General features: G+C 60.2%; 23 protein-coding genes. 12 read left to right on the top strand and 11 right to left on the bottom strand.

Annotation, left to right across the window (positions count from 1 at the left end):
* Positions 1 to 14: 14 nt before the first annotated feature.
* Genes VWY34_RS13005 through VWY34_RS12990 form a run of 4 tightly spaced genes read left to right on the top strand, consistent with a single transcriptional unit; the run spans position 15 to position 2,917 of the window.
* Entirely contained in the window at positions 15 to 692 is a 678-nt protein-coding gene (locus VWY34_RS13005; RefSeq protein WP_340544281.1) for a cell division ATP-binding protein FtsE, read from the top strand.
* Positions 689 to 1,588 (top strand): cell division protein FtsX, encoded by a 900-nt coding sequence (locus tag VWY34_RS13000; RefSeq protein WP_416545571.1) that lies wholly within the window; start codon positions 689 to 691, stop codon positions 1,586 to 1,588. Before VWY34_RS13005 ends, VWY34_RS13000 begins: the two co-directional genes overlap by 4 nt.
* On the top strand, positions 1,585 to 2,334 hold the full coding sequence (locus VWY34_RS12995) for a lysophospholipid acyltransferase family protein (RefSeq protein WP_416537184.1): 750 nt from the start codon (positions 1,585 to 1,587) through the stop codon (positions 2,332 to 2,334). The genes VWY34_RS13000 and VWY34_RS12995 overlap by 4 nt, the downstream gene beginning before the upstream one ends.
* Complete coding sequence (locus VWY34_RS12990) at positions 2,312 to 2,917, top strand: pyridoxamine 5'-phosphate oxidase family protein (protein WP_416536442.1); 606 nt, start codon at positions 2,312 to 2,314, stop codon at positions 2,915 to 2,917. Before VWY34_RS12995 ends, VWY34_RS12990 begins: the two co-directional genes overlap by 23 nt.
* 67 nt (positions 2,918 to 2,984) lie before the next feature.
* On the opposite strand, the gene VWY34_RS12985 is transcribed toward VWY34_RS12990, so the two are convergent.
* From VWY34_RS12985 to sucC, 9 genes are all read right to left on the bottom strand, one after another.
* The gene (locus VWY34_RS12985) at positions 2,985 to 3,299 is read right to left on the bottom strand and encodes an EthD family reductase (protein ID WP_416545569.1); all 315 of its coding nucleotides are present in this window, start codon (positions 3,297 to 3,299) and stop codon (positions 2,985 to 2,987) included.
* Between the two features lie 116 nt (positions 3,300 to 3,415).
* Positions 3,416 to 4,813 carry a dihydrolipoyl dehydrogenase gene (gene lpdA / locus VWY34_RS12980; protein WP_416545567.1) on the bottom strand — a complete coding sequence of 466 codons (1,398 nt, stop codon included), beginning with the start codon at positions 4,811 to 4,813 and terminating at the stop codon, positions 3,416 to 3,418.
* A gap of 107 nt (positions 4,814 to 4,920) precedes the next feature.
* Complete coding sequence (locus VWY34_RS12975) at positions 4,921 to 5,331, bottom strand: MAPEG family protein (protein ID WP_416545565.1); 411 nt, start codon at positions 5,329 to 5,331, stop codon at positions 4,921 to 4,923.
* 7 nt (positions 5,332 to 5,338) lie between these two features.
* Positions 5,339 to 5,746 (bottom strand): hypothetical protein, encoded by a 408-nt coding sequence (locus VWY34_RS12970; RefSeq protein WP_416537186.1) that lies wholly within the window; start codon positions 5,744 to 5,746, stop codon positions 5,339 to 5,341.
* A gap of 6 nt (positions 5,747 to 5,752) precedes the next feature.
* Positions 5,753 to 7,306, bottom strand: coding sequence for a 2-oxoglutarate dehydrogenase complex dihydrolipoyllysine-residue succinyltransferase (gene odhB, locus VWY34_RS12965; protein ID WP_416536445.1), 1,554 nt, complete (start codon positions 7,304 to 7,306; stop codon positions 5,753 to 5,755).
* Between the two features lie 6 nt (positions 7,307 to 7,312).
* A complete protein-coding gene (locus VWY34_RS12960; protein ID WP_416537188.1) occupies positions 7,313 to 10,270 on the bottom strand; it encodes a 2-oxoglutarate dehydrogenase E1 component in 2,958 nt (985 codons plus the stop codon).
* 265 nt (positions 10,271 to 10,535) lie between these two features.
* Positions 10,536 to 11,420: a succinate--CoA ligase subunit alpha gene (gene sucD, locus VWY34_RS12955; protein ID WP_008559701.1), complete on the bottom strand. Its 885-nt coding sequence runs from the start codon at positions 11,418 to 11,420 to the stop codon at positions 10,536 to 10,538.
* A 74-nt stretch (positions 11,421 to 11,494) separates the two neighbouring features.
* A complete protein-coding gene (locus tag VWY34_RS12950; protein WP_416543360.1) occupies positions 11,495 to 12,013 on the bottom strand; it encodes a hypothetical protein in 519 nt (172 codons plus the stop codon).
* A 4-nt stretch (positions 12,014 to 12,017) separates the two neighbouring features.
* Positions 12,018 to 13,211 (bottom strand): ADP-forming succinate--CoA ligase subunit beta, encoded by a 1,194-nt coding sequence (gene sucC / locus VWY34_RS12945; protein WP_340544296.1) that lies wholly within the window; start codon positions 13,209 to 13,211, stop codon positions 12,018 to 12,020.
* A 358-nt stretch (positions 13,212 to 13,569) separates the two neighbouring features.
* Here sucC and VWY34_RS12940 point away from each other — a divergent pair, with 358 nt between their 5' ends.
* Positions 13,570 to 14,112, top strand: coding sequence for an AAA family ATPase (locus VWY34_RS12940; protein WP_416545563.1), 543 nt, complete (start codon positions 13,570 to 13,572; stop codon positions 14,110 to 14,112).
* 103 nt (positions 14,113 to 14,215) lie between these two features.
* On the opposite strand, the gene mdh is transcribed toward VWY34_RS12940, so the two are convergent.
* On the bottom strand, positions 14,216 to 15,178 hold the full coding sequence (gene mdh, locus VWY34_RS12935; RefSeq protein ID WP_340544298.1) for a malate dehydrogenase: 963 nt from the start codon (positions 15,176 to 15,178) through the stop codon (positions 14,216 to 14,218).
* Positions 15,179 to 15,341: 163 nt separating this feature from the next.
* Here mdh and VWY34_RS12930 point away from each other — a divergent pair, with 163 nt between their 5' ends.
* Positions 15,342 to 16,097, top strand: a complete 756-nt coding sequence (locus VWY34_RS12930; RefSeq protein ID WP_340544299.1) for a sulfite exporter TauE/SafE family protein — start codon at positions 15,342 to 15,344, stop codon at positions 16,095 to 16,097.
* 176 nt (positions 16,098 to 16,273) lie between these two features.
* Here VWY34_RS12930 and VWY34_RS12925 read toward each other — a convergent pair whose 3' ends face one another.
* Positions 16,274 to 16,603 (bottom strand): hypothetical protein, encoded by a 330-nt coding sequence (locus VWY34_RS12925; protein ID WP_340544300.1) that lies wholly within the window; start codon positions 16,601 to 16,603, stop codon positions 16,274 to 16,276.
* Between the two features lie 383 nt (positions 16,604 to 16,986).
* On the opposite strand from VWY34_RS12925, the gene VWY34_RS12920 reads away from it, so the two are divergent.
* The 6 genes from VWY34_RS12920 to VWY34_RS12895 are packed head-to-tail and all read left to right on the top strand — an operon-like array spanning position 16,987 to position 21,046.
* Positions 16,987 to 17,841 carry an HpcH/HpaI aldolase/citrate lyase family protein gene (locus VWY34_RS12920; protein WP_416545561.1) on the top strand — a complete coding sequence of 285 codons (855 nt, stop codon included), beginning with the start codon at positions 16,987 to 16,989 and terminating at the stop codon, positions 17,839 to 17,841.
* Positions 17,842 to 17,876: 35 nt separating this feature from the next.
* Complete coding sequence (locus VWY34_RS12915; protein ID WP_340544303.1) at positions 17,877 to 18,425, top strand: NnrU family protein; 549 nt, start codon at positions 17,877 to 17,879, stop codon at positions 18,423 to 18,425.
* A 6-nt stretch (positions 18,426 to 18,431) separates the two neighbouring features.
* Positions 18,432 to 18,635 carry a DUF1737 domain-containing protein gene (locus VWY34_RS12910; RefSeq protein WP_340544304.1) on the top strand — a complete coding sequence of 68 codons (204 nt, stop codon included), beginning with the start codon at positions 18,432 to 18,434 and terminating at the stop codon, positions 18,633 to 18,635.
* Positions 18,635 to 19,666 (top strand): MaoC family dehydratase, encoded by a 1,032-nt coding sequence (locus VWY34_RS12905; RefSeq protein WP_416536452.1) that lies wholly within the window; start codon positions 18,635 to 18,637, stop codon positions 19,664 to 19,666. Before VWY34_RS12910 ends, VWY34_RS12905 begins: the two co-directional genes overlap by 1 nt.
* A gap of 25 nt (positions 19,667 to 19,691) precedes the next feature.
* On the top strand, positions 19,692 to 20,324 hold the full coding sequence (locus VWY34_RS12900; protein ID WP_416545559.1) for a histidine phosphatase family protein: 633 nt from the start codon (positions 19,692 to 19,694) through the stop codon (positions 20,322 to 20,324).
* 32 nt (positions 20,325 to 20,356) lie between these two features.
* A complete protein-coding gene (locus tag VWY34_RS12895) occupies positions 20,357 to 21,046 on the top strand; it encodes a DUF1194 domain-containing protein (RefSeq protein WP_416540711.1) in 690 nt (229 codons plus the stop codon).
* Positions 21,047 to 21,195 lie beyond the last annotated feature (149 nt).

The following is a 21,195-nucleotide window of genomic DNA, read 5'->3' as shown; positions in this document are numbered from 1 at the left end:
AAAAGGGGACCGCCGTGATCGAGCTGGACAATGTGGGGTACAACTACGGTGGCGGGGAACTGCTAAGCGACGTGTCGGTGCAGCTGGCACCGGGGTCGTTCCATTTCCTGACAGGCCCATCGGGCGCGGGCAAGACCACCCTGTTGAAACTTTGTTACGGCGCGCTGACACCAACGTCAGGCCGCGCACGTGCTTTCAACATGGATATCAAGGGGCTGGATCGTGACCAGATGGCCTATCTGCGCCGCCGCATCGGGGTGGTCCACCAGGATTGCCGGTTCCTCGATCACCTGCCGGTGCTGGAGAATATCGCGTTGCCGTTGACGGTCTCCGGGCGGGATATCACCCAGGAAGAGGCTAATCTGCGCGAGCTGTTGAACTGGGTTGGCCTGTCGGAGCGCGCCCATGCCACCCCACCGGAGCTCTCTGGTGGTGAGCGGCAGCGCGCGGCGCTGGCCAGATCGGTGATCCTCTCGCCTGAGGTGATCATCGCCGATGAACCAACTGGCAACGTGGATTGGGACATGTCGCAGCGGCTGCTGCAATTGTTGGTGGAATTGAATCACATGGGCAAAACCGTTCTGGTCGCGACACATGATCTGTCGTTGATCCGAGCCGCCAAGAAGCAGGTTCAGGCACGAGTCCTGCGGATTTCGAACCGCCAGCTTCAGCAGGCCGGAGCGGACCTATGAAACTGACCCGTTTGCGCAACCTGATTGTCGGGGATGCCCAGGCTGACCGTGTTGTTCCGCCCAGTGGATTTACCGCCCAGCTGACTTTGTTTGTCTCTGGTGCGATGGCGTTTCTGGCGGTTTTTGCCTTGGCGCTGTCGCTGGCCTCCGGCCGTTTGGCAGATCGCTGGGCAGAGGAACTGGCGCGCGCGGCCACGCTACGGATCAATGCACCGGCGGAGCAGCGTGCTGCCCAGACCGAGGCGGCAATGACCATTCTGGAACAGACGCCGGGTGTCGCCTCTGCTCGTGCGCTGAGCCGCGAGGAACAGGCGGCTCTGTTGGCGCCATGGTTTGGCACCAAACTGCCGCTGGATACGCTGCCGATCCCACAGCTGATCGAAGTGATCGAGGGCGATCCGGGCTATGATGAGACCGGTCTGCGCTTGCGCCTTCAGGCTGAGGTTCCGGGCGCGATCTTGGATGATCACACGCGCTGGCGGGCGCCGCTGGTGGATGCTGCCCAGGCGCTGCGGCGGTTGGCCTGGGTGTCCATCCTGTTGATCGGCGGGGCCACCGCGGCGATGATCACCCTTGCTGCGAATGCAGCGCTCGCGGCCAATGCCCAGGTGATTGAGGTGCTGCGTCTCGTCGGCGCGCTGGACACCTATATCGCTCAGGCCTTTATCCGGCGTTTCACCCTGCGCGCGCTATTTGGTGCCGGCGTTGGCATGGCGCTGGGAATGCTCGGGGTCTGGCTGATGCCCGAAGCCTCCCGCGAGGGCGGGTTCCTTACCGGGCTTGGCTTTCAAGGCTGGAGCTGGCTCCTGCCACTCTGCATCCCTCTGCTTGGCGCGCTTGTCGCCTTTGCCGCGACCACCCGTGCGGCCAACAAACGTCTTGGAGATTTGGCGTGATAACTGCGTTTAGATGGCTGCTCTCGGCCGTGTTCATGATTCAGATCTATGTGATGATGCTGATCTTTGGTCTGGTCTTTGCGCCATGGGCCCTGGTCTCGCCGCGCGGTGCCCGGGTGGCCTGTCGCAGCTATGCCGGTTATGTGCTGTGGTGCGCGCGTTGGATGCTGGGCCTGCGTACGGAGGTGCGTGGCGAGGTCCCGACCGATGAGGTGATCATTGCGGCCAAACATCAGAGTTTTCTGGATATTCTGATTATCTTTCACGCCACGCCAGCAGCCAAGTTCATCATGAAACGTGAGCTGTTGTGGACGCCGATTATCGGCATTTATGCCAAGCGCCTGGGCTGTGTGCCGGTCAACCGTGGCAAGAAAGGCAATGCCATTGCCCGCATGGTCAAGGACGTGGCAGCAGAATTCGCAGAACCCGGCCAGCTGGTGATCTATCCGCAAGGCACGCGGGTCGCGCCCGGGGTTGACCGGCCGTACAAGATCGGCACTGGCGTCCTTTATGCCGCGCTGGAGCAGCCCTGTGTGCCTGCGGCGACCAATGTGGGGTTGTTCTGGCCACGCACCGGGATCATGCGCAAACCGGGGTTGGGCGTTGTGGAATTTCTGCCTTCTATCGCCCCGGGACTGGACCGCGATGCCTTCATGGCCACGCTGGAGCGCGAAGTGGAGACACATTCAGACAAGTTGATGGAGGAAGCGGGGTTCAAGGTCGATGGAATTTCTCAGCACAGTTGATGAGTTGGAGGCGCTTTATGGCGCTCCGGGAACACCGTCCCTGCGCAAGGTGGCACGGCAGATGACGCCGCTGTACCGGCAGTGGATCATGGCATCGCGACTGTGCATGTTGGCCACCGTTGGGCCGGAGGGGACCGATGACAGCCCGCGCGGTGATGATGGTCCGGTGGTGCTGGAGCTGGATCCGGGAACGCTCGCGCTGCCGGATTGGCGCGGTAACAACCGTATCGACAGTTTGCGAAACATCCTGCGGGACCCCCGGGTTTCGCTGATGTTTCTGGTACCGGGGTCAAACAATGTGGTGCGGGTCAACGGGCGGGCACGGGTCACTGCGGATGCGGCGATGTTGGCCCGGTTCGACAAGAACGGCAAGCAGCCGCGCACAGTGATTGTGATCGAGATTGGCGAGATCTACAGCCAGTGCGCCCGCGCGCTGATGCGGGCGCGGACCTGGACCTCAGGCGACGAAAGCGCGGGGCTTCCTTCTATGGGCGAGATCCTGGCCGAGCAGACCGCAGGGCAAGAGGGCGGTGTAGCCTATGACGAGGCCTGGGCGCCCCGTGCAGCCAAGACCCTCTGGTAACCGGGAGCGGCTGTGAATGCCCCATCCGGGCTTTCACAGCAGGGTTCGCCCGGGTGGCAGAGCAGGGTCAGCTCATCAAGACCTCACCGACAAGGATCTGCGGACGCACATTGGTGAAATTGGCGACGTCGTCGATGATTGGTCCGCTTTTTTCGCCCATCGCGCGGTCCAATGTGTCCATATCTGGAAAGGTGATCGTGGCGATCAGCAGATAGGCCGGCGGAATATCCGGGCCGCTTGCAATCCCGCGCGATGCCTCGACGGTTTCCATCAGATCGCCAAAATGTTCTTCGACCAGCGGCAGGTGGGTGGTCTCATAATAATCATAGTCAAACGTCGCGTCGGCGCAGGCGGGGTAGATCACTTGCAGGCTGACAGTCATGGCAGAGGCTCCGGTTCATGAGAAAGCGGCCCACCATGGATGGGCCGCTCTGGTGTGGGTTAGATATCTAGCAGGCGGAGCCCGGGTAGGGCACCCGGTTTCCTGCGCTGCTCCATTTAGCTGTGGATCGGACCGTCACCGCAGGCCAGCGCCGCTTCGCGGACAGCTTCGGAATAGGTCGGATGTGCGTGGCAGGTCAGCGCCAGATCCTCGGCGGAGGCGCCGAACTCCATTGCTACACAGATTTCGTGGATCAGGTCACCGGCTGCCGGGCCAATGATCGAAGCGCCCAGGATGCGGTCGGTCTCCTTATCGGCGATCAGCTTGACGAAGCCGCCTTCTGCCTGATGCACCGCTTTGGCGCGGGCGTTGCCCATGAACATGAACTTACCCACCTTGATCTTGCGACCTTCGGCTTTCAGCGCATCTTCGGTCTGGCCGACGGTGGCCACCTCCGGTGTGGTGTAGACCACGCCAGGGATCACGCCGTAGTTGACGTGGCCATGTTTGCCCGCAATCACCTCGGCAACGGCCATGCCTTCGTCTTCGGCTTTATGGGCCAGCATAGGACCTTCGATGACGTCACCGATGGCATAGACGCCTTTGACATTGGTCGCCCAATGGGCGTCGGTGGCGATCTGACCCCGTTCGGTCATCTTGACGCCGAGGGCGTCCAGCCCCAGCCCCTCCGCAAAGGGTTTGCGACCCGTCGCTACCAGCACCACATCTGCGTCGATCACCTCTTCGTCGCCGCCTTTTTTCGGCTGGTAATTCACCTTTGCCTTGGTCTTGGCGGCGTCGACCCCTTGGACGGCCGCGCCCATCACAAAGGTCAGGCCCTGTTTTTCAAGGATCCGCTTGAAGCTGCGCTGAACGTCCTTGTCCATACCGGGGCAGACGGCGTCCATATATTCCACCACGGTGACTTCGCTGCCCAGGCGGGCATAGACCGAGCCCAGCTCCAGACCGATAACGCCAGCGCCGATTACCACCATTTTCTTTGGGATCTTCGGCAGGTCCAGTGCGCCGGTGGAATCCACCACGATGCCCTTGTCATTGTCGACCTCGACGCCCGGCAGAGCCGAGGGAACGGAGCCGGAGGCAATCACGATGTTCTTTGCCTCATGGGTGTCATCGCCCACCTTGACCTTGCCAGCCTCCGGGATGGAAGCCCAGCCCTTGATCCAGTCGATCTTGTTCTTCTTGAAGAGGAATTCGATGCCACCGGTGTTCTGGCCGATGACCTCTTCCTTGTAGGATTTCATCTGTGCCCAGTCGACTGAGGGGCTTTTGCCCTTGAGACCCATATGGGCGAAGTTGTGCTCGGCCTCATGCAGCAGATGGGTGGAGTGCAAGAGCGCCTTTGACGGGATACAGCCGACATTGAGGCAGGTGCCGCCGAGGGTTTCGCGGCCCTCGACCACTGCGGTCTTGAGGCCCAGCTGGGCGCAGCGGATAGCGCAGACATAGCCACCGGGGCCGGCGCCGATTACGATCACGTCATAGGATGCCATATTGATGTGCTCCTTGAGGGGTTAGCGATGAAGATCATGGGGAAGGGGGGCGCTGCCCCCGGCCCCTGGCGGGGCCTCCCCCGGAGTATTTTGGGAAAGATGACGGCTCATGTCAGGGCCGCAATCAGCATGAGGGTGGTTGCGAGGTAGCCCACAGACCAGATCAGCGAGCGCCACGGGACCCAGCCAAAGGCATAGGCGGGAATGTAGAGGACGCGCGCGCCGAGGTAGGCATAGGCGCAGGCCGCGGTGAACCCGGTTGACTTGCCCGCCAGTGACACCACCAGGCAGGCGATCCCGAAGAGGATCAGCCCCTCAAAGTGGTTTGACATCGCCCTGTGTAGACGCGCGGTGCGGGTCGAGAGCTGATCGCGCAGATCACTGCCCAGACGATCCCGGTCGCGCGGCCCAAGCGTTTTGCCCTGACCCAGCTCAAGGTTCGCAGGCACCGCCATCAGGGCGATCTGAAAGACCTGGAGCAGGGCGGCGAGGGTGAGAGCGGTGAGTTCAGGGGTCATCTAGACCTTACACAATGCTTGTAGAGGTTGCAGATCGGTTTCGCAGCCAGATCACGATGCCGCACAGAGTCACGAAGTTCAGGATACTGGAAACGATGGTGCCAAGAGCGTAAAGCAAGCCCAACCCGATAAGATTGCCGCCAACAAAAAATCCTAGCAGAAGGTATCCACCGTAAAGAATGCCCACTACCGCCCAATCGCGGGCGAGAGCATAGAGAAAAAAGATATAGAATATGCAAACCGCTACCATCGCTTGCGAGTAGGGCGCAATCTCATTCCCAGCAGCAATCTCCAGCGTGCCAATAACGGCGAACAGCCCCCAGACAACGGCGAGCTGAACAAGAGTTGCGCGCGCTGCGAGGCGGCGGCCATCAGCCGCCCGGCCCTTCTCCGTAATCTGGAACAGCGCGCGCATGCTATCCTACAGATCCATCAACAACCGGCGGGGATCTTCCAGCGCTTCTTTGACGCGCACGAGGAAGGTCACGGCACCTTTGCCGTCGACGATGCGGTGGTCGTAGGATAGCGCCAGATACATCATCGGGCGGATCTCGACCTTGCCATTGATCGCCATCGGGCGGTCCTGGATTTTGTGCATGCCGAGGATACCGGATTGCGGCGGGTTCAGGATCGGCGAGGACATTAGCGAGCCATAGACACCACCGTTGGAGATGGTGAAGGTGCCGCCCTGCATTTCCGCCATCGACAGCTTGCCGTCGCGGGCGCGCGCGCCTTTCTCGGCTATCGCTTTTTCGATGTCAGCAAAGGACATTGCATCGGCGTCGCGGATGACCGGAACCACCAGTCCCGTGGGCGTGCCTGCGGCGATGCCCATGTGGACAAAGTTCTTGTAGACGATGTCGGTGCCGTCGATCTCGGCATTGACCTCGGGCACTTCCTTCAGCGCGTGGCAGCAGGCCTTGGTGAAGAAGGACATGAAGCCCAGTTTCACACCGTGCTTCTTCAGGAACAGATCCTTGTACTCATTACGCAGGGCCATCACCTCGGTCATGTCGACCTCGTTGTAGGTGGTGAGCATGGCCGCGGTGTTCTGGCTGTCCTTCAGACGCTTGGCGATGGTCTGGCGCAGGCGGGTCATTTTCACCCGTTCTTCGCGCGCGGCGTCGTCGGCTGCCACAGGTGCGCGCACCGGAGCGGCAGCTGCGGGCGCCGAGGCAGTAGCCGCCGGTGCCGCTGCGGCCGCAGCCACAGCGCGGGCGACATCGTCCTTCATGATGCGGCCATCGCGACCGGTGCCCTGGACCTGATCTGCGGACAGACCGGCCTCGGCCATGGCTTTCTCTGCGGAGGGCGCATTGGCGACATCCTTTGCGGGACCGCCCTGACCTGCAGGAGGTGTGGTGTATTGCGCACCACCGGCGGTTTCTGCCTTTGTCGGCTCGGGGGTGACCGCGCCAGCGTCGCCACCGGAGATCACACCAAGTTTGGCCGTTGCATCCACGGTGCTGCCTTCTGCGGCGGTGATTTCGGTCAGAACGCCGGAGACCGGCGCGGGCACCTCGACCGAGACCTTGTCGGTTTCCAGCTCACAGAGCATTTCATCCTGCGCGACGGTATCGCCGACCTTCTTGAACCAGGTCGAGACGGTGGCTTCGCTGACCGATTCACCGAGAGTGGGGACCATCACATCGGTGCTGGCCCCCGCCTTGTCACCGGTGTCTGCGGCTGGCGTGGTATTGCTCTTGGGCGCATCCGAGGTTGCGGCGCCGGAGGACGCACCTTCGGAGATGGTGGCCAGAAGGGCGTCGACCCCTACGGTCTCGCCTTCGGCGGCGACGATTTCACCCAGGGTGCCTGCGGCAGGGGCGGGGACTTCGACGGTGACCTTGTCAGTCTCCAGCTCACAGAGCATTTCATCAGCCGCTACGGCATCACCGGGTTTCTTGAACCAGGTGGCAACGGTGGCTTCGGTCACGGATTCGCCCAGGGTGGGCACGCGAACTTCGGTGGTCATAGGGTGTTATCCTTCGATGCTCAGCGCTTCGTTGACGAGCGCAGCTTGTTGGGCTTTGTGTTCGCTGGCCAGACCCGTCGCGGGTGAGGCCGATGTGGCGCGACCGACATAAATCGGGCGGCTGTTCTTGGCGCCGATACGGGTCAGCACCCATTCGATATTCGGCTCGATGAACGTCCAGGCACCCTGGTTCTTGGGCTCTTCCTGGCACCAGACCATCTCGGCGCCCTTAAAGCGCTCCAGCTCTTTTACGAGGGAGATGGCAGGGAAGGGATAATACTGTTCGATCCGCATCAGGTAGATGTCGTCGATGCCGCGCGCGTCACGTTCTTCCAGCAAGTCATAGTAGACCTTGCCAGAGCAGAGCACCACGCGCTTGATTTTGTCGTCTGCCACCAGCTTGGTGTCGGAGTTGCCGTGCTGTGCATCATCCCACAGCACGCGGTGGAAGCTTGAGCCGGTGGTGAACTCCTCGGCCTTGCTGACCGCCAGCTTGTGACGCAGCAGCGATTTCGGCGTCATCATGATCAGCGGCTTGCGGAAGGTGCGGTGCAGCTGACGACGCAGAATGTGGAAGTAGTTTGCCGGTGTCGTGCAATTCGCCACAATCCAGTTGTCCTGGCCGCACATCTGCAGGAAGCGTTCCAGACGGGCGGAGGAATGCTCCGGGCCCTGACCTTCGAACCCGTGCGGCAGCAGGCAGACGAGGCCTGACATACGCAGCCATTTGGACTCGCCGGAGGAGATGAACTGGTCGAACATGATCTGGGCGCCGTTGGCGAAATCACCGAACTGGGCCTCCCACAGGGTCAGCGCATTGGGTTCCGCCAGCGAGTAGCCATACTCGAACCCGAGGACAGCATATTCCGACAGGGCGGAATCGATCACCTCATACTGCGACTGGCCGCTGCGGATGTTGTTCAGCGGATAGTAGCGCTCTTCGGTCTCCTGGTTCACGATGCCGGAATGGCGCTGCGAGAAGGTGCCGCGCGTGGCATCCTGACCGGCGAGGCGGACAGGGTAGCCTTCAGTCAGCAGCGAGCCAAAGGCGAGTGCTTCACCGGTCGCCCAGTCGATGCCTTCACCGGTCTCGAACATCTTGCCACGGGCTTCAAGGAAACGGCCGATGGTCTTGTGGATCGGGAAGCCCTCCGGCACGCGTGAAAGTGCGGTGCCGATTTCGTTCAGGGTGTCCGGCTTGATGGCAGTACGGCCGCGCTGATACTTGGCGCCGTGTTTGTCGAGGTGCGACCAGCGTCCGTCCAGCCAGTCCGCCTTGTTCGGCTTATAGTTCTTTCCGGCTTCGAATTCCTCGTTCAGGCGAGCCTGGAACGAGGCTTTCATATCCTCAATCTCGCCCTCGGGGATCAGCCCGTCCTTCACCAGACGTTCAGTATAAAGCGACAGCGTGGTCTTGTGGCCCTTGATCTTCTTGTACATCAGAGGGTTGGTGAACATGGGCTCGTCGCCCTCGTTGTGACCAAACCGGCGGTAGCAGAAGATATCCAGAACCACGTCCTTGTGGAACTTCTGCCGGAATTCGGTCGCGACCTTCGCGGCATGGACCACCGCTTCCGGGTCATCGCCGTTGACGTGGAAGATCGGCGCCTCAACCACCAGCGCGTTGTCGGTGGGATACGGAGAGGAGCGAGAGAAATGCGGTGCGGTGGTAAAGCCGATCTGGTTGTTCACCACGATATGCATGGTGCCGCCTGCCTTGTGGCCGCGCAGCCCTGACAGGGCGAAGCATTCCGCCACGACCCCCTGGCCGGCAAAGGCCGCATCACCGTGCAACAGGATCGGCAGAACCTTGCTGCGATCGCGGTCTTTCAGCTGATCCTGCTTGGCGCGCACCTTGCCCAGAACCACCGGGTTTACCGCTTCGAGGTGAGAGGGGTTCGCGGTCAGCGACAGGTGGACGGAATTGCCATCGAATTCACGATCTGACGACGCGCCAAGATGATATTTCACATCGCCCGATCCATCCACGTCTTCGGGTTTGAAGCTGCCACCCTGAAATTCGTTGAAGATCGCCTTGTAGGGTTTCTGCATCACATTGGCGAGCACCGACAGGCGGCCCCGGTGCGGCATCCCGATCACGATGTCTCTGATCCCCAGCGCGCCACCGCGCTTGATGATCTGTTCCATCGCCGGGATCAGGCTCTCGCCGCCATCAAGGCCAAAGCGTTTGGTGCCCATGTACTTGACGTGCAGGAATTTCTCGAAGCCCTCGGCCTCCACCATCTTGTTTAGGATCGCCTTGCGCCCTTCGCGGGTGAAGGTGATTTCCTTGTCGTAGCCCTCAATCCGCTCCTTCAGCCAGCTGGCCTGCTCGGGGTCCGAGATGTGCATGTACTGCAGGGCAAAGGTGCCGCAGTAAGTGCGTTTCACGATGTTCACGATCTGGCGCATCGAGGCGACCTGAAGACCCAGAACATTGTCGATGAAAATCGGGCGATCCATGTCGGCTTCGCTGAAGCCGTAAGTGCGCGGATCCAGCTCAGGGTGCTGGGCGTCCTCGCGCATCCCGAGCGGGTCGAGATTGGCCGCAAGATGACCGCGGATGCGGTAGGCCCGGATCAGCATCAAGGCCCGGATCGAATCCAGCACGGCGCGCTGGACCTGATCGTCGGTCACTTCGACACCCTTGGCTGCGGCCTTATCCTTGATCTTCTTGCCGGCGCTCTTGCTCTCTTCCGGGGCGGGCCATTCGCCGGTCAGCGCGGCCGTCAGGTCGTCATTGGGAGCAGGCGGCCAGTCGGAGCGCGCCCAGGAGGGGCCTGCGGCCTCGGCCTTCACGTCGAGCTCTGCATCCCCCATCTGCCGGAAAAACTCCGCCCAGGCGGCATCCACCGCGTTGGGGTCATTGGCATATTGGGCATAGAGCTGCTCCAGATACTCCGCGTTGTGCCCCTGCATGAAGGAGGAGGCATGGAAGAGATCGTTAGGGCTCTGGTCGGTCATGAGAGTACCTCTTGCGGGTTGGGACCGGTTTTGGTGCGACCTTGGGTCAATGCGTTGCAGCCTGATCAGAAGGCGTTTCGGAAGAGTAAAACGCCCTCGGAATCCTGCAGCAGATAAGAACGGCCTCTGGAGGTAACAATCTTATCTGCAAAAGGATCCCTGAAACGGGAAGACGAGCGGCCCGGACAGCCGCTCGGTTCCCGGACAGACAGGGTGTGCCCGTCCGGGATTTGGTCCTTGATGCCATATGAGGCAGCCTTCGGCATTATTTGCCGATAGCTTTCAGAACGGCCTCGCCCAGGGTGGCCGGGCTGTCAGCCACAACGATACCAGCGGATTTCATCGCTTCGATCTTGTCCTCTGCGCCACCTTTGCCGCCTGCGACGATCGCGCCGGCGTGGCCCATGCGACGGCCCGGAGGGGCAGTACGGCCTGCGATGAAGCCAGCGACCGGCTTCCAACGGCCTTTTTTCTTCTGCTCGGCGAGGAATTCTGCGGCTTCTTCTTCAGCGGAGCCACCGATCTCACCGATCATGATGATGGATTCGGTTTCCGGATCGTCCAGGAACATATCCAGCACGTCGATGTGCTCGGTGCCCTTGATCGGGTCGCCGCCGATGCCCACAGCGGTGGACTGGCCGAGACCGATATCGGCGGTCTGCTTAACAGCTTCATAGGTCAGGGTACCCGAGCGGGACACAACGCCGACCGAGCCACGCTTGTGGATGTGGCCGGGCATGATGCCGATCTTGCAGGCATCTGGAGTGATGACGCCGGGGCAGTTCGGGCCGATCAGACGCGATTTGCTGTCTTCCAGCGCGCGCTTCACCTTCATCATGTCCAGAACCGGGATGCCTTCGGTGATGCAGACAATCAGCTCCATTTCGGCGTCGATGGCCTCAAGGATGGAGTCAGCCGCGAAGGGCGGTGGCACGTAGATCACGGAGGCATTCGCCTCGGTGACGTGCTTGGCTTCGTGCACGGAGTTGAAAACCGGCAGGTTCAGGTGGGTCTGGCCACCTTTGCCGGGGGTCACGCCGCCGACCATCTTCGTGCCATAAGCGATGGCCTGTTCGGAGTGGAAGGTGCCCTGCGAGCCAGTAAAGCCCTGACAGATCACTTTGGTGTTTTCGTCGATAAGGACTGCCATTTTAGGAGTCTCCTTATTAGTGCGGCTTGGCCGCTGTTACAGCGCTGTGGAATCTAAGCTCTCCAGCAAATGCCTTAGTTCGCGAGGTGGACAGAAACGATAGTCCCCGAGGTTGAAGCCTGAAGGCTGATCTCATTCGTGCCCTTGATGAAATAGGTGAACTTTCTGCCTTTTCTGAACGTCCTTACTTCCTTGCGGTAGCCCTGCGCAGAAAGAACACGTTCAGCTCTCGCGAAATATGAAACCATTTCATTGCGGGTTTTCGGGGTGATTGTCACAAAACACTCATCTCCCCGAACCGTGGTAACGTATACTTTGGGGTCCTCGAAGCTTGAGGACGCTAGGAAAGGCTTAGTTGACCAAGCGTCCAAACTTTTCCTGAAGCCGACATTGCTCAAGGTCTCAATAGGAGTTCCTGACTGCAAATAACCAATGCAAAATTTGACACCATGGTCAAAGGCTGCATCTGCTGAAACAGATGTTTGGCTGGACCCCGCTGCCGCAGTTTGAGGCTGCGTGTCTTGCGTGGCTGAGCCAGTGGTCTGGCATGCAGCAAGCGCTAAAATCGGAAGGGAGAAGATGAGCTTCCGCAAAGAATTACCCTTTCACCGCTTTCACGATCTTCTCGGCGCCGTCGGACAGGTTGTCGGCTGCGATGACATCAAGACCGGAGTTGTTGATGATGTCTTTGCCGGCTTCCACGTTGGTGCCTTCGAGGCGAACAACCAGCGGAACCTTCAGGCCGACTTCTTTCACCGCGGCGACCACGCCTTCGGCGATGACGTCGCAGCGCATGATGCCGCCGAAGATGTTGACCAGGATGCCTTTGACGTTCGGGTCAGAGGTGATGATTTTGAACGCTTCGGTCACTTTCTCTTTGGTGGCGCCGCCGCCAACATCGAGGAAGTTCGCAGGCTCAGCGCCGTAGAGTTTGATGATGTCCATGGTGGCCATCGCCAGACCCGCACCGTTCACCATGCAGCCGATCTCACCGTCCAGAGCGATGTAGTTCAGATCGTATTTGGAGGCTTCCAGTTCCTTGGGGTCTTCCTCGGTGGTGTCGCGCAGCTCGGAGATATCGGCGTGGCGGTAAACCGCGTTGCCGTCGAAACCGACCTTGGCGTCCAGGACCTTCAGATCGCCACTGTCGGAGACGATCAGCGGGTTGATCTCCAGCATTTCCATGTCTTTTTCGACAAATGCCTTGTAGAGCTGGCCCATCAGTTTGACGCATTGCTTGATCTGCTGGCCCTCAAGACCCAGCGAGAAGGCGATGCGGCGGCCGTGGAACGGCTGGTAGCCGGTTGCCGGATCAACGGAAAAGGACAGGATCTTCTCGGGGGTGGCTTCCGCCACTTCCTCGATGTCCATGCCGCCCTCTGTGGAGCAGACAAAGGAAATGCGCGAGGTCTGGCGGTCCACCAGCAGCGCGAGGTAAAGTTCGGTCTGAATGCCGGAGCCTGCCTCGATGTAGATGCGGTTCACCTGTTTGCCGGCCGGGCCGGTCTGGTGGGTCACAAGCGTGCGGCCCAGCATTTTTTTGGCTTCGTCAGCGGCTTCTTCGACCGACTTGGTCAAGCGCACGCCGCCTTTTTCGCCCGCGTCGGCTTCCTTGAAGGAGCCTTTGCCGCGGCCACCTGCGTGGATCTGAGCTTTGACCACCCAGAGCGGGCCGTCCAGCTCACCAGCTGCGGTTTTGGCATCTTCTGCCTTGAGCACCACACGCCCGTCCGAAACCGGCGCGCCGTAGCTGCGGAGGAGGGCCTTGGCCTGATATTCGTGGATGTTCATCTGAAACTGTCCCGTCTGGCTGCAATTGTCTTGTCTAATACGCCGTCATGGCGCCAATGTTTAAAGGGTTTTCTCACAGCTGGTAAAGAATTCCCGAAGATTTATCGAATTTGTGATCACAGTTTTCCGGCGTGTGATCACAAATTTACAGAATGTGAATGCAGTTGATTCGATGGGAGAGGTTTGGATCCTGACCGACCGTAAGATGCCCGGATGCGGCATTCGACCGCCCGGACGCCGCGCGTGTGGCACGAACTGGGCATGTGGGGTCGCCGTCTCAGCGGGGCACGGCAGAGATTTCCAACACCCGAGCGCTGAGGCGACGGGCAGTTTCCATGATGCAAAAGGGGGGGGCTTCATGACCGAGGGGACAGCGCGGCATGTCATTCTTTCGGGATGTTCAGGGGGTGGAAAATCCACTCTACTGACTGAGTTGGGATGGCGCGGGTTTGCGACTGTGGCCGAGCCGGGGCGTCGGATCGTCGCCGAGGAAAAGCTGGGGAGCGGCGCTGCGCTGCCATGGGTGAATATGGAAGCGTTTTCGCGACGGGCGATGGATCTTGCGCGCGAAGATCGCCGCGGCGTTTCTTCTACCCGGGGATGGGTGTTCTTTGACCGGGGGATGGTGGATGCGGCGGTCGCGTTGTCGCATGTCACCGGACGGCCTGTTGGCGATTTTCTGGCCAAATCCGAACGCTACCACGATCTGGTGGTCCTAACGCCGCCCTGGGCGGAGATCTATTGCCAGGACGCCGAGCGGCAGCATGGTTTCGGACAGGCTGTTGAGGAGTATGACCGCCTGGTAATGGCTTATCGACGGCTCGGCTATCGTGTCGTTGTCCTGCCTAAAACGACTGTTGCGGCTCGAGCCGATATCGTGCTGCGCCTTCTTGGGATCTAACTGGGTACGGGAGGGGGCGGCTTCCTGCTGGAGGCCGTGCGGCAAGAAAAAGGCCCGCCAAGATGGCGGGCCTTCTAAAATGACGTGTTTCTTGCCGTCGAATTCAAGCCAATGAGCCGTCGATACCTTTGCAGGCTTCGACCAGGCCTTTGACTGCGTTGACTGAATTGTCGAACATTGCCTGCTCGTCTGCGGTCATCTTGATGTCGATGACGCGTTCGATACCTCCGGCACCAATCACCGTGGGCACGCCAACATACATGCCTTTAAGGCCCAGAGCACCATCAACATAAGCCGCGCAGGGCAGGACGCGCTTTTGATCTTTGAGGTAGGCTTCTGCCATTTCAATCGCCGAGGTGGCGGGCGCGTAGAAGGCCGACCCGGTTTTCAGAAGGCCGACAATCTCGGCGCCACCGTCACGGGTGCGCTGAACGATCGCGTCGAGTTTCTCCTGGCTGGTCCAACCCATTTTCACCAGGTCCGGCAGCGGGATGCCCGCGACGGTGGAGTAGCGTGTCAGCGGAACCATCGTGTCGCCATGTCCACCCAGCACAAAGGCGGTGACATCTCTCATGGAGACGTTGAATTCTTCAGCCAGGAAGTGACGGAAGCGGGCGCTGTCCAGAACACCGGCCATGCCGCAGACCTTCTCGTGGGGCAGGCCCGAGAACTCGCGCAGGGCCCAGACCATTGCGTCCAGCGGGTTGGTGATACAGATCACAAATGCGTCCGGCGCGTGGTCACGGATGCCTTCGCCGACGGATTTCATAACTTTGAGGTTGATGCCCAGAAGGTCATCGCGGCTCATGCCGGGCTTGCGCGGGACACCGGCCGTGACGATGCAGACGTCGGCGCCTGCAATGTCCTCATAGGACTGGGTGCCCTTCATTTTGGCATCGAAGCCCTCCGAAGGACCGGATTCTGCGATGTCGAGCGCCTTGCCTTCAGGGGTGCCTTCGGCAATGTCGAACAGGACGACATCGCCGAGTTCTTTCAGTGCTGCGAGGTGGGCAAGTGTGCCGCCGATCTGGCCTGCGCCGATCAGGGCGATTTTGGGTCGAGCCATTGGAATATCTCTCCGGTCCGGTTGTGATTGCCGGGAGGACTAAGCCCTTCTGTGTCTTGGCGCAAGATCCCTGCGTGGCTACGGCTGATCTGCCGCAGACTGTTCATTTCGGACGGATCTGTTTAAAAAATCGACATATGAGGCACTTAGAGGGATTTCTCAGATGCCCGAGATCACGGTTATGTTTTTTCTGGTGGCGGTTCTGGCAGTTACCTTCGCGGGTGTTTCCAAGGCGGGCTTTGGTTCTGGTGCTGCCTTTGCCTCATCCTCGATTCTTGCTCTGATTGTGGAGCCTGGTGTAGCACTAGCCTTTATGTTGCCGTTGCTGATGCTGATTGATGTGGCATCACTCCGACCGTACTGGGGGCGCTGGCGGATGCGCGAGTCGCTTTTGCTGATTGTCGGCGGTTTGCCCGGTGTGCTGTTGGGGGCTGTCTTCTACCGATCTGTCGACGCAGATGCCATGCGGATCCTCATCGGTGTCATCTCGGTGGGGTTTGTGGCTTGGCAGCTGTCGGGGCATCTGCGGGCGCGATTGGCAGAGCCGCGTGAGAACGCTGATGTGACCGGGCTGTTGGCCGGACTGGTTGCGGGGTTCACCAGCTTTGTAAGCCATGCCGGCGGGCCGCCGGCGGCGGTCTATCTGCTGGGGCGCAAAATGACCAAGACGGAATATCAGGCCTCTACCGTATTGGTGTTTGGCGTTCTGAATATGGCGAAGTTCGTGCCCTATGCGATGCTTGGGTTGGTGACCCCGGCATCGTTGACACTTGATCTGATGTTGGCGCCCTTTGCCTTGCTGGGGGCCTGGATCGGGGTGCGGCTGCACCACCGGGTATCTGAGCCGCTATTTTTTGGACTGACCTATGTTTTATTGCTGGCCACGGGGACCAAGCTGATCTGGGATGGGTTGACCTAATGATCGACCCCGCCCCAAAGGTTTAAAATGCCGGAGCCAGAGAAATCCAGGTGTCTTTATCCGTGCCCGTAGTCCCGGTCAGCCAGATTGGCAGAGGGCCGTTTGCTGCTCCCCTCCGCCGCTAGACGAACCGACCAATTAGGCAGGTGGTCCTCTGTCTTCGGGTGGGCCGTCTGTCAGGCGTCACTGTCGACGGCCGGGAGCGCCTCAGCCAGGAACTCAAAGGATTGGCCCGAGGCAACAAGGCATGTCACCCCACCCGGCGTTGTGATCGTGATTGTCCAGCTGCCAGTGTCGGCCGAGGCGAATGTTTCCATCACGACACCACGTTGGCCAATCCCAATGCTTTGGCGGCTTTCACCGTAGCGCTCAGCCAGCCGTTTCACGACCTGATCGCGGGGCGCGCAGTTATTGCTGGTTTGTGCCGCCGCCGGCAGGGCCATAAGACCAAGTGCCGCCAGCGTGGCGCCTTTGAGAACTGCAACTTCAAACGTCTTCTTCAACATGGGTTTTACCCTTTCCGGAAGATCCGGCAGCGGGGCGGTCCCTCGGGTCGTGTGATCCGACCCGGGCGGGTCATGCATCGCGCCGGTATCGCGTCATCGTCTGCGCGGATCTGTTTGCCCGCTCCCGGAAGGGTCATGCCGTTTTGGTTCGGTCCTCATCCGGTCTGAAAAGTGTTGCAAATAGATGCTGACATCCCATTAACGCAGAGTTCTCCTTGATTTTTCCTTAAAATAATAAATAGCTCCAAGTATTTAGGTTTCCACGGTGACTCGTTTCCAACCGGTGTGATGTCGGGAATTCTGCGCTGCGGCGTAATTTCACTTGAAAGCTTCCTTTCATTTGGGTACCCGTTTGCGCAACAAAATGTCTCAGGAGGTCGCTCATGGATCCGCGCACACGTCCCTATCGTTCGGTACTTTACATCCCCGGTTCCAAGCCTCGCGCGCTCGACAAAGCGCGCAGCCTGCCTGTGGATGCGATTATCTTCGACCTCGAGGACGCCGTTTCTGCCGATGAGAAGGAAAACGCCCGGGCGACGCTGGCGGCGGCACTGGACGAAGGGGGGTATGGCGGTCGGGTGAAAATCGTTCGGATCAACGGTCTGGACAGCCGCTGGGGCGCCGCGGATGCAGAGGCGGCGGCCGAGATGGATTGCGATGCAATACTGCTGCCCAAGGTGTCCTCTGCCGCTGACCTGGATCAGCTGTCCAAGGTCACAGGCGATACGCCGCTCTGGGCAATGATGGAAACGCCTCGCGGCATGTTGAACGCAGCAGAAATCGCCGCACACCCGCTGCTTCAGGGCATGGTGATGGGCACAAACGATCTCGCCAAGGAGCTACAGGTCCGTTTCCGCGCGGATCGGCTGCCGTTGATGGCCGGGCTCGGTCAATGTCTGCTCGCGGCAAAGGCGGAAGGGATCATTATTGTGGACGGGGTCTATAATGCCTTCAAGGATGGCGAGGGCCTTGCAGTGGAGTGTGCCCAGGGCCGCGACATGGGGTTTGACGGCAAGACGCTGATCCACCCGGCGCAGGTCGATGTGGCGAATACGGCCTTTGCTCCGTCAGAGGATGAGATTGACCTCGCCCGTCGTCAGATCGCGGCCTTTGATGCAGCCGAAGCAGAGGGGCAGGGGGTCGCGGTGGTCGATGGCAAGATCGTCGAAAACCTGCATGTCGCCACGGCCCGCGAAATTCTCGCAAAAGCGGATGCAATTGCGGCGTTTTCCGCCTAGGCGTTGGGTCAGTCATATTTCTTGGGGAGACTGACATGGCATTGTTGCTTCTAGGCATCCTGATCTGGTGGGGCGCGCATTTCTTCAAAAGGCTGGCGCCGGATGCGCGCGCCGCAATGGGGGGTCGTGGCAAGGGGATGATGGCGCTTGCGCTGCTTGCAAGCGTTGTCTTGATGGTGATCGGCTACCGCAGTGCCGAATCCTTCGATCTGGCGCTGCCGCCCCCGTTTCTTACCCATATCAACAACACTCTGGTGTTGCTTGGCCTCTACTTTACCAGTCCTGGCCCCAGCAAGGGGGCGCTGTTTTACAAGCTGCGTCACCCCATGCTGCTCGGCTTTGCGATGTGGGCCGTGGCGCATCTTCTGGTGAACTGGGATCCGGCCTCTTTTGTGCTCTTTGGCAGTATGCTCGTCTGGGCGCTGGCTGAAATGGTTGTGATCAACCGGTCCGAGCCGAACTGGACCCCGAACCCCAAAGGCAGCATCGCAAAAGATGGGATGTTCCTTGTCGCGTCGATCGTGCTGCTGGGGGTGATCGGCTATATCCACGGGCTGGTTGGCCCTTCGCCGTTTCCGGGGTGATCGCTGATGAAACTCTATCGTTTTCTGTCCGAGGACGACACCTCGGCCTTCTGCCACAAGGTGACCGATGCACTGAACAAAGGGTGGGAGCTTTATGGCAGTCCCACCCAGACCTTCGATCCGGTGAAGGGTATCATGCGCTGTGGTCAATCTGTGGTGAAAGAGGTGCCCGGCACCTATACCCCTGACACCAAATTGGGAGATCACTAATGGCCAAGACCAATCCGGGCCGGTTCTTTGAGGACTATGCCGTCGGCGACGTGCTGCATCATGCGGTGCCGCGGACGGTTTCAGGTGGGGAGCGCGCATTGTATCATGCGCTCTACCCGGCGCGACATGCGCTCTATTCCTCGGATGAATTTGCGCGCGGATGTGGTCTGGCTCAATCGCCGCTGGAGGATCTGGCGGCGTTTCACATGGTTTTTGGCAAAACCGTGCCGGATGTTTCGCTGAATGCGGTGGCGAACCTCGGTTATGCGGAGGGGCGCTGGCACCTGCCTGTTTACCCGGGCGACACCCTGCGCGCCGAGAGTGAGGTGATTGGGGTCAAGCAGAACTCAAACGGAAAGTCCGGCGTGGTCTACGTGCGGACGCGTGGCCTCAACCAACGTGATGACTGCGTGCTTGACTATGTTCGCTGGGTGATGGTGCGCAAAGGAGACCTGGACGTCCCTGCGCCGGAGACCTGCATTCCGGACCTGGCCCGGGTGATCTCTGCTGAGGAGCTGGTCATTCCTGCCGGGCTGGATTTTTCCAACTATGATTTCACGCTGGCAGGCGAGACGCATCGCTGGGGCGACTATGAGGTTGGCGAGCAGATAGACCATATTGACGGGGTCACTGTTGAAGAGGCTGAGCACATGCTGGCCACGCGCCTGTGGCAGAACACGGCCAAGGTGCATTTCGACACCACCGCGCGGCCTGATGGCTCACGATTGATTTATGGTGGTCATGTGATTTCCATGGCGCGGGCGCTGTCGTTCAACGGCCTTGCCAATGCACAGATGATCGTGGGGCTGAATGGAGGCGCCCACGCAAACCCCTGCACATCCGGCATGACCATTCGCGCCTGGTCGGAGGTTCTGGACAAGGCGGAAACCGCGGCTCCCGGGGTTGGGGCAATCCGGTTACGTCTGGTTGCGACGAGTGGCGGTGCTCCGTTCCAGCTGAAGGGGGATGACAACAAATATCGGCCCGAGGTCCTGCTGGATCTGGACTATTGGGCCCTGATGCCACGATGACCTACGCGGGATCAATGGGTGTGAAATGATCGAACTTGATCCCGCCACTGTTCTTTACATCACGCATCCGCAGGTGGAGATAGACGCGGCTGTCGCCCCGCCTGATTGGGGGCTGTCCGCGATCGGCTCAGCGCGGGTGGCGCACCTGGCGCAGCGTCTGACGATATTGAAGCCGACAGGCAAGGCGGCGGTGATCGCCAGCGCCGAACGCAAAGCGGTCGAGACCGCCGCGCCGCTGGCCGCCGCGCTTGGGGCGCTGGTCAGCTGTCGACCGAACACGCATGAGAACGATCGCTCCAGCACAGGGTATCTTTTGCCTGAGGCCTTTGAGGTGCAGGCTGATGCCTTCTTTGCGAAGCCGTCGCAGTCGGTACGCGGCTGGGAGAGAGCTGTGGATGCGCAGGCGCGGATCCAGCGGGAGGTTCAGGCGGTGGAGCAGGATTACCCGGATTCAGCGCTAGTTTTCTGTGGTCACGGGGCGGTCGGCACACTGCTATACTGCGCCTTGAGGGGCGTGGCGATTGATCGGCGCTGGGATCAGCCCGCTGGTGGCGGCAATTGGTTCGCCTATGATCGGCACAGCCGCCAGGTGCTGGGTCACTGGGCGCCGATCGAGACCCTGTTTGCGGGACAGCGGGCGGGCTGCGAAAAACGATAGGGCAACCGCCCGGTTTTCGCTAAGCTTGGAATATGCGGATCCTTCGACTGTGCGTTTTTATGCTTGTGACACTGGCGCCGATGCAGACGCGGGCGTGCGATCTTGCCTTGGTTCTGGCGGTTGACGTCTCCGGCAGCGTCGATGTCGAGGAATACCGCACGCAGATGGAGGGATTGGCTGCGGCGCTGCGCGATGGGATCGTCGCCGAGGCTCTGGTGCGGGCACAGGCGCGGGTAGCGCTAATTCAATGGTCGGGCAGCGGGCGCCAGGACCTGACGCTCAGCTGGCGCAGCGTCACAGATTTCCCGGCGGTCGACCGGCTGGCTGCGGAGATTGCCAGTGCTCCGCGCCCCTGGCGCAACTACGCAACCGGCATCGGTGAGGCACTGCAGCTGGCGTTGGAGCAGTTCCAGCTGGTGCCGAGCTGTCGCCGCCGGGTGATCGATGTTTCTGGTGACGGGCCGTCGAATGAGGGGATCGAGCCGACGGCGATGCGCGGTGCTCTCAGCGCGGCAGGGGTGACTGTCAATGCGCTTGCAATTGAGGAGAGCGAGCCGGATCTGACGGCGTATTTCTTTGAACAGCTCATTCACGGACCCGGCGCCTTTGTTCAGACTGCGGCCAGATTCGACGACTATCCAGATGCGATCCGCAAAAAACTGTTGCGGGAAGTGGCACAGCAAAATGCAGATTTGGGCAGCTTTGTCCCGTCAGTCCATTAAATTCGCGAACACCATGTGATTCTGTAAGGATTCACCTATATGCTGTTTTGTGATCACTTACCGGAACCGTGTGATCACATATTGTTGTTTTCGTAGCATTCCCAAAAATAACTGCGCATTTTTACCGCTCGTTTGCGTGACAGGACGCA

Source organism: Phaeobacter sp. JH20_02 (assembly GCF_048056915.1).
GTDB lineage: Bacteria > Pseudomonadota > Alphaproteobacteria > Rhodobacterales > Rhodobacteraceae > Phaeobacter > Phaeobacter bryozoorum.
This window is presented reverse-complemented; position numbering and strand designations above follow the sequence as displayed.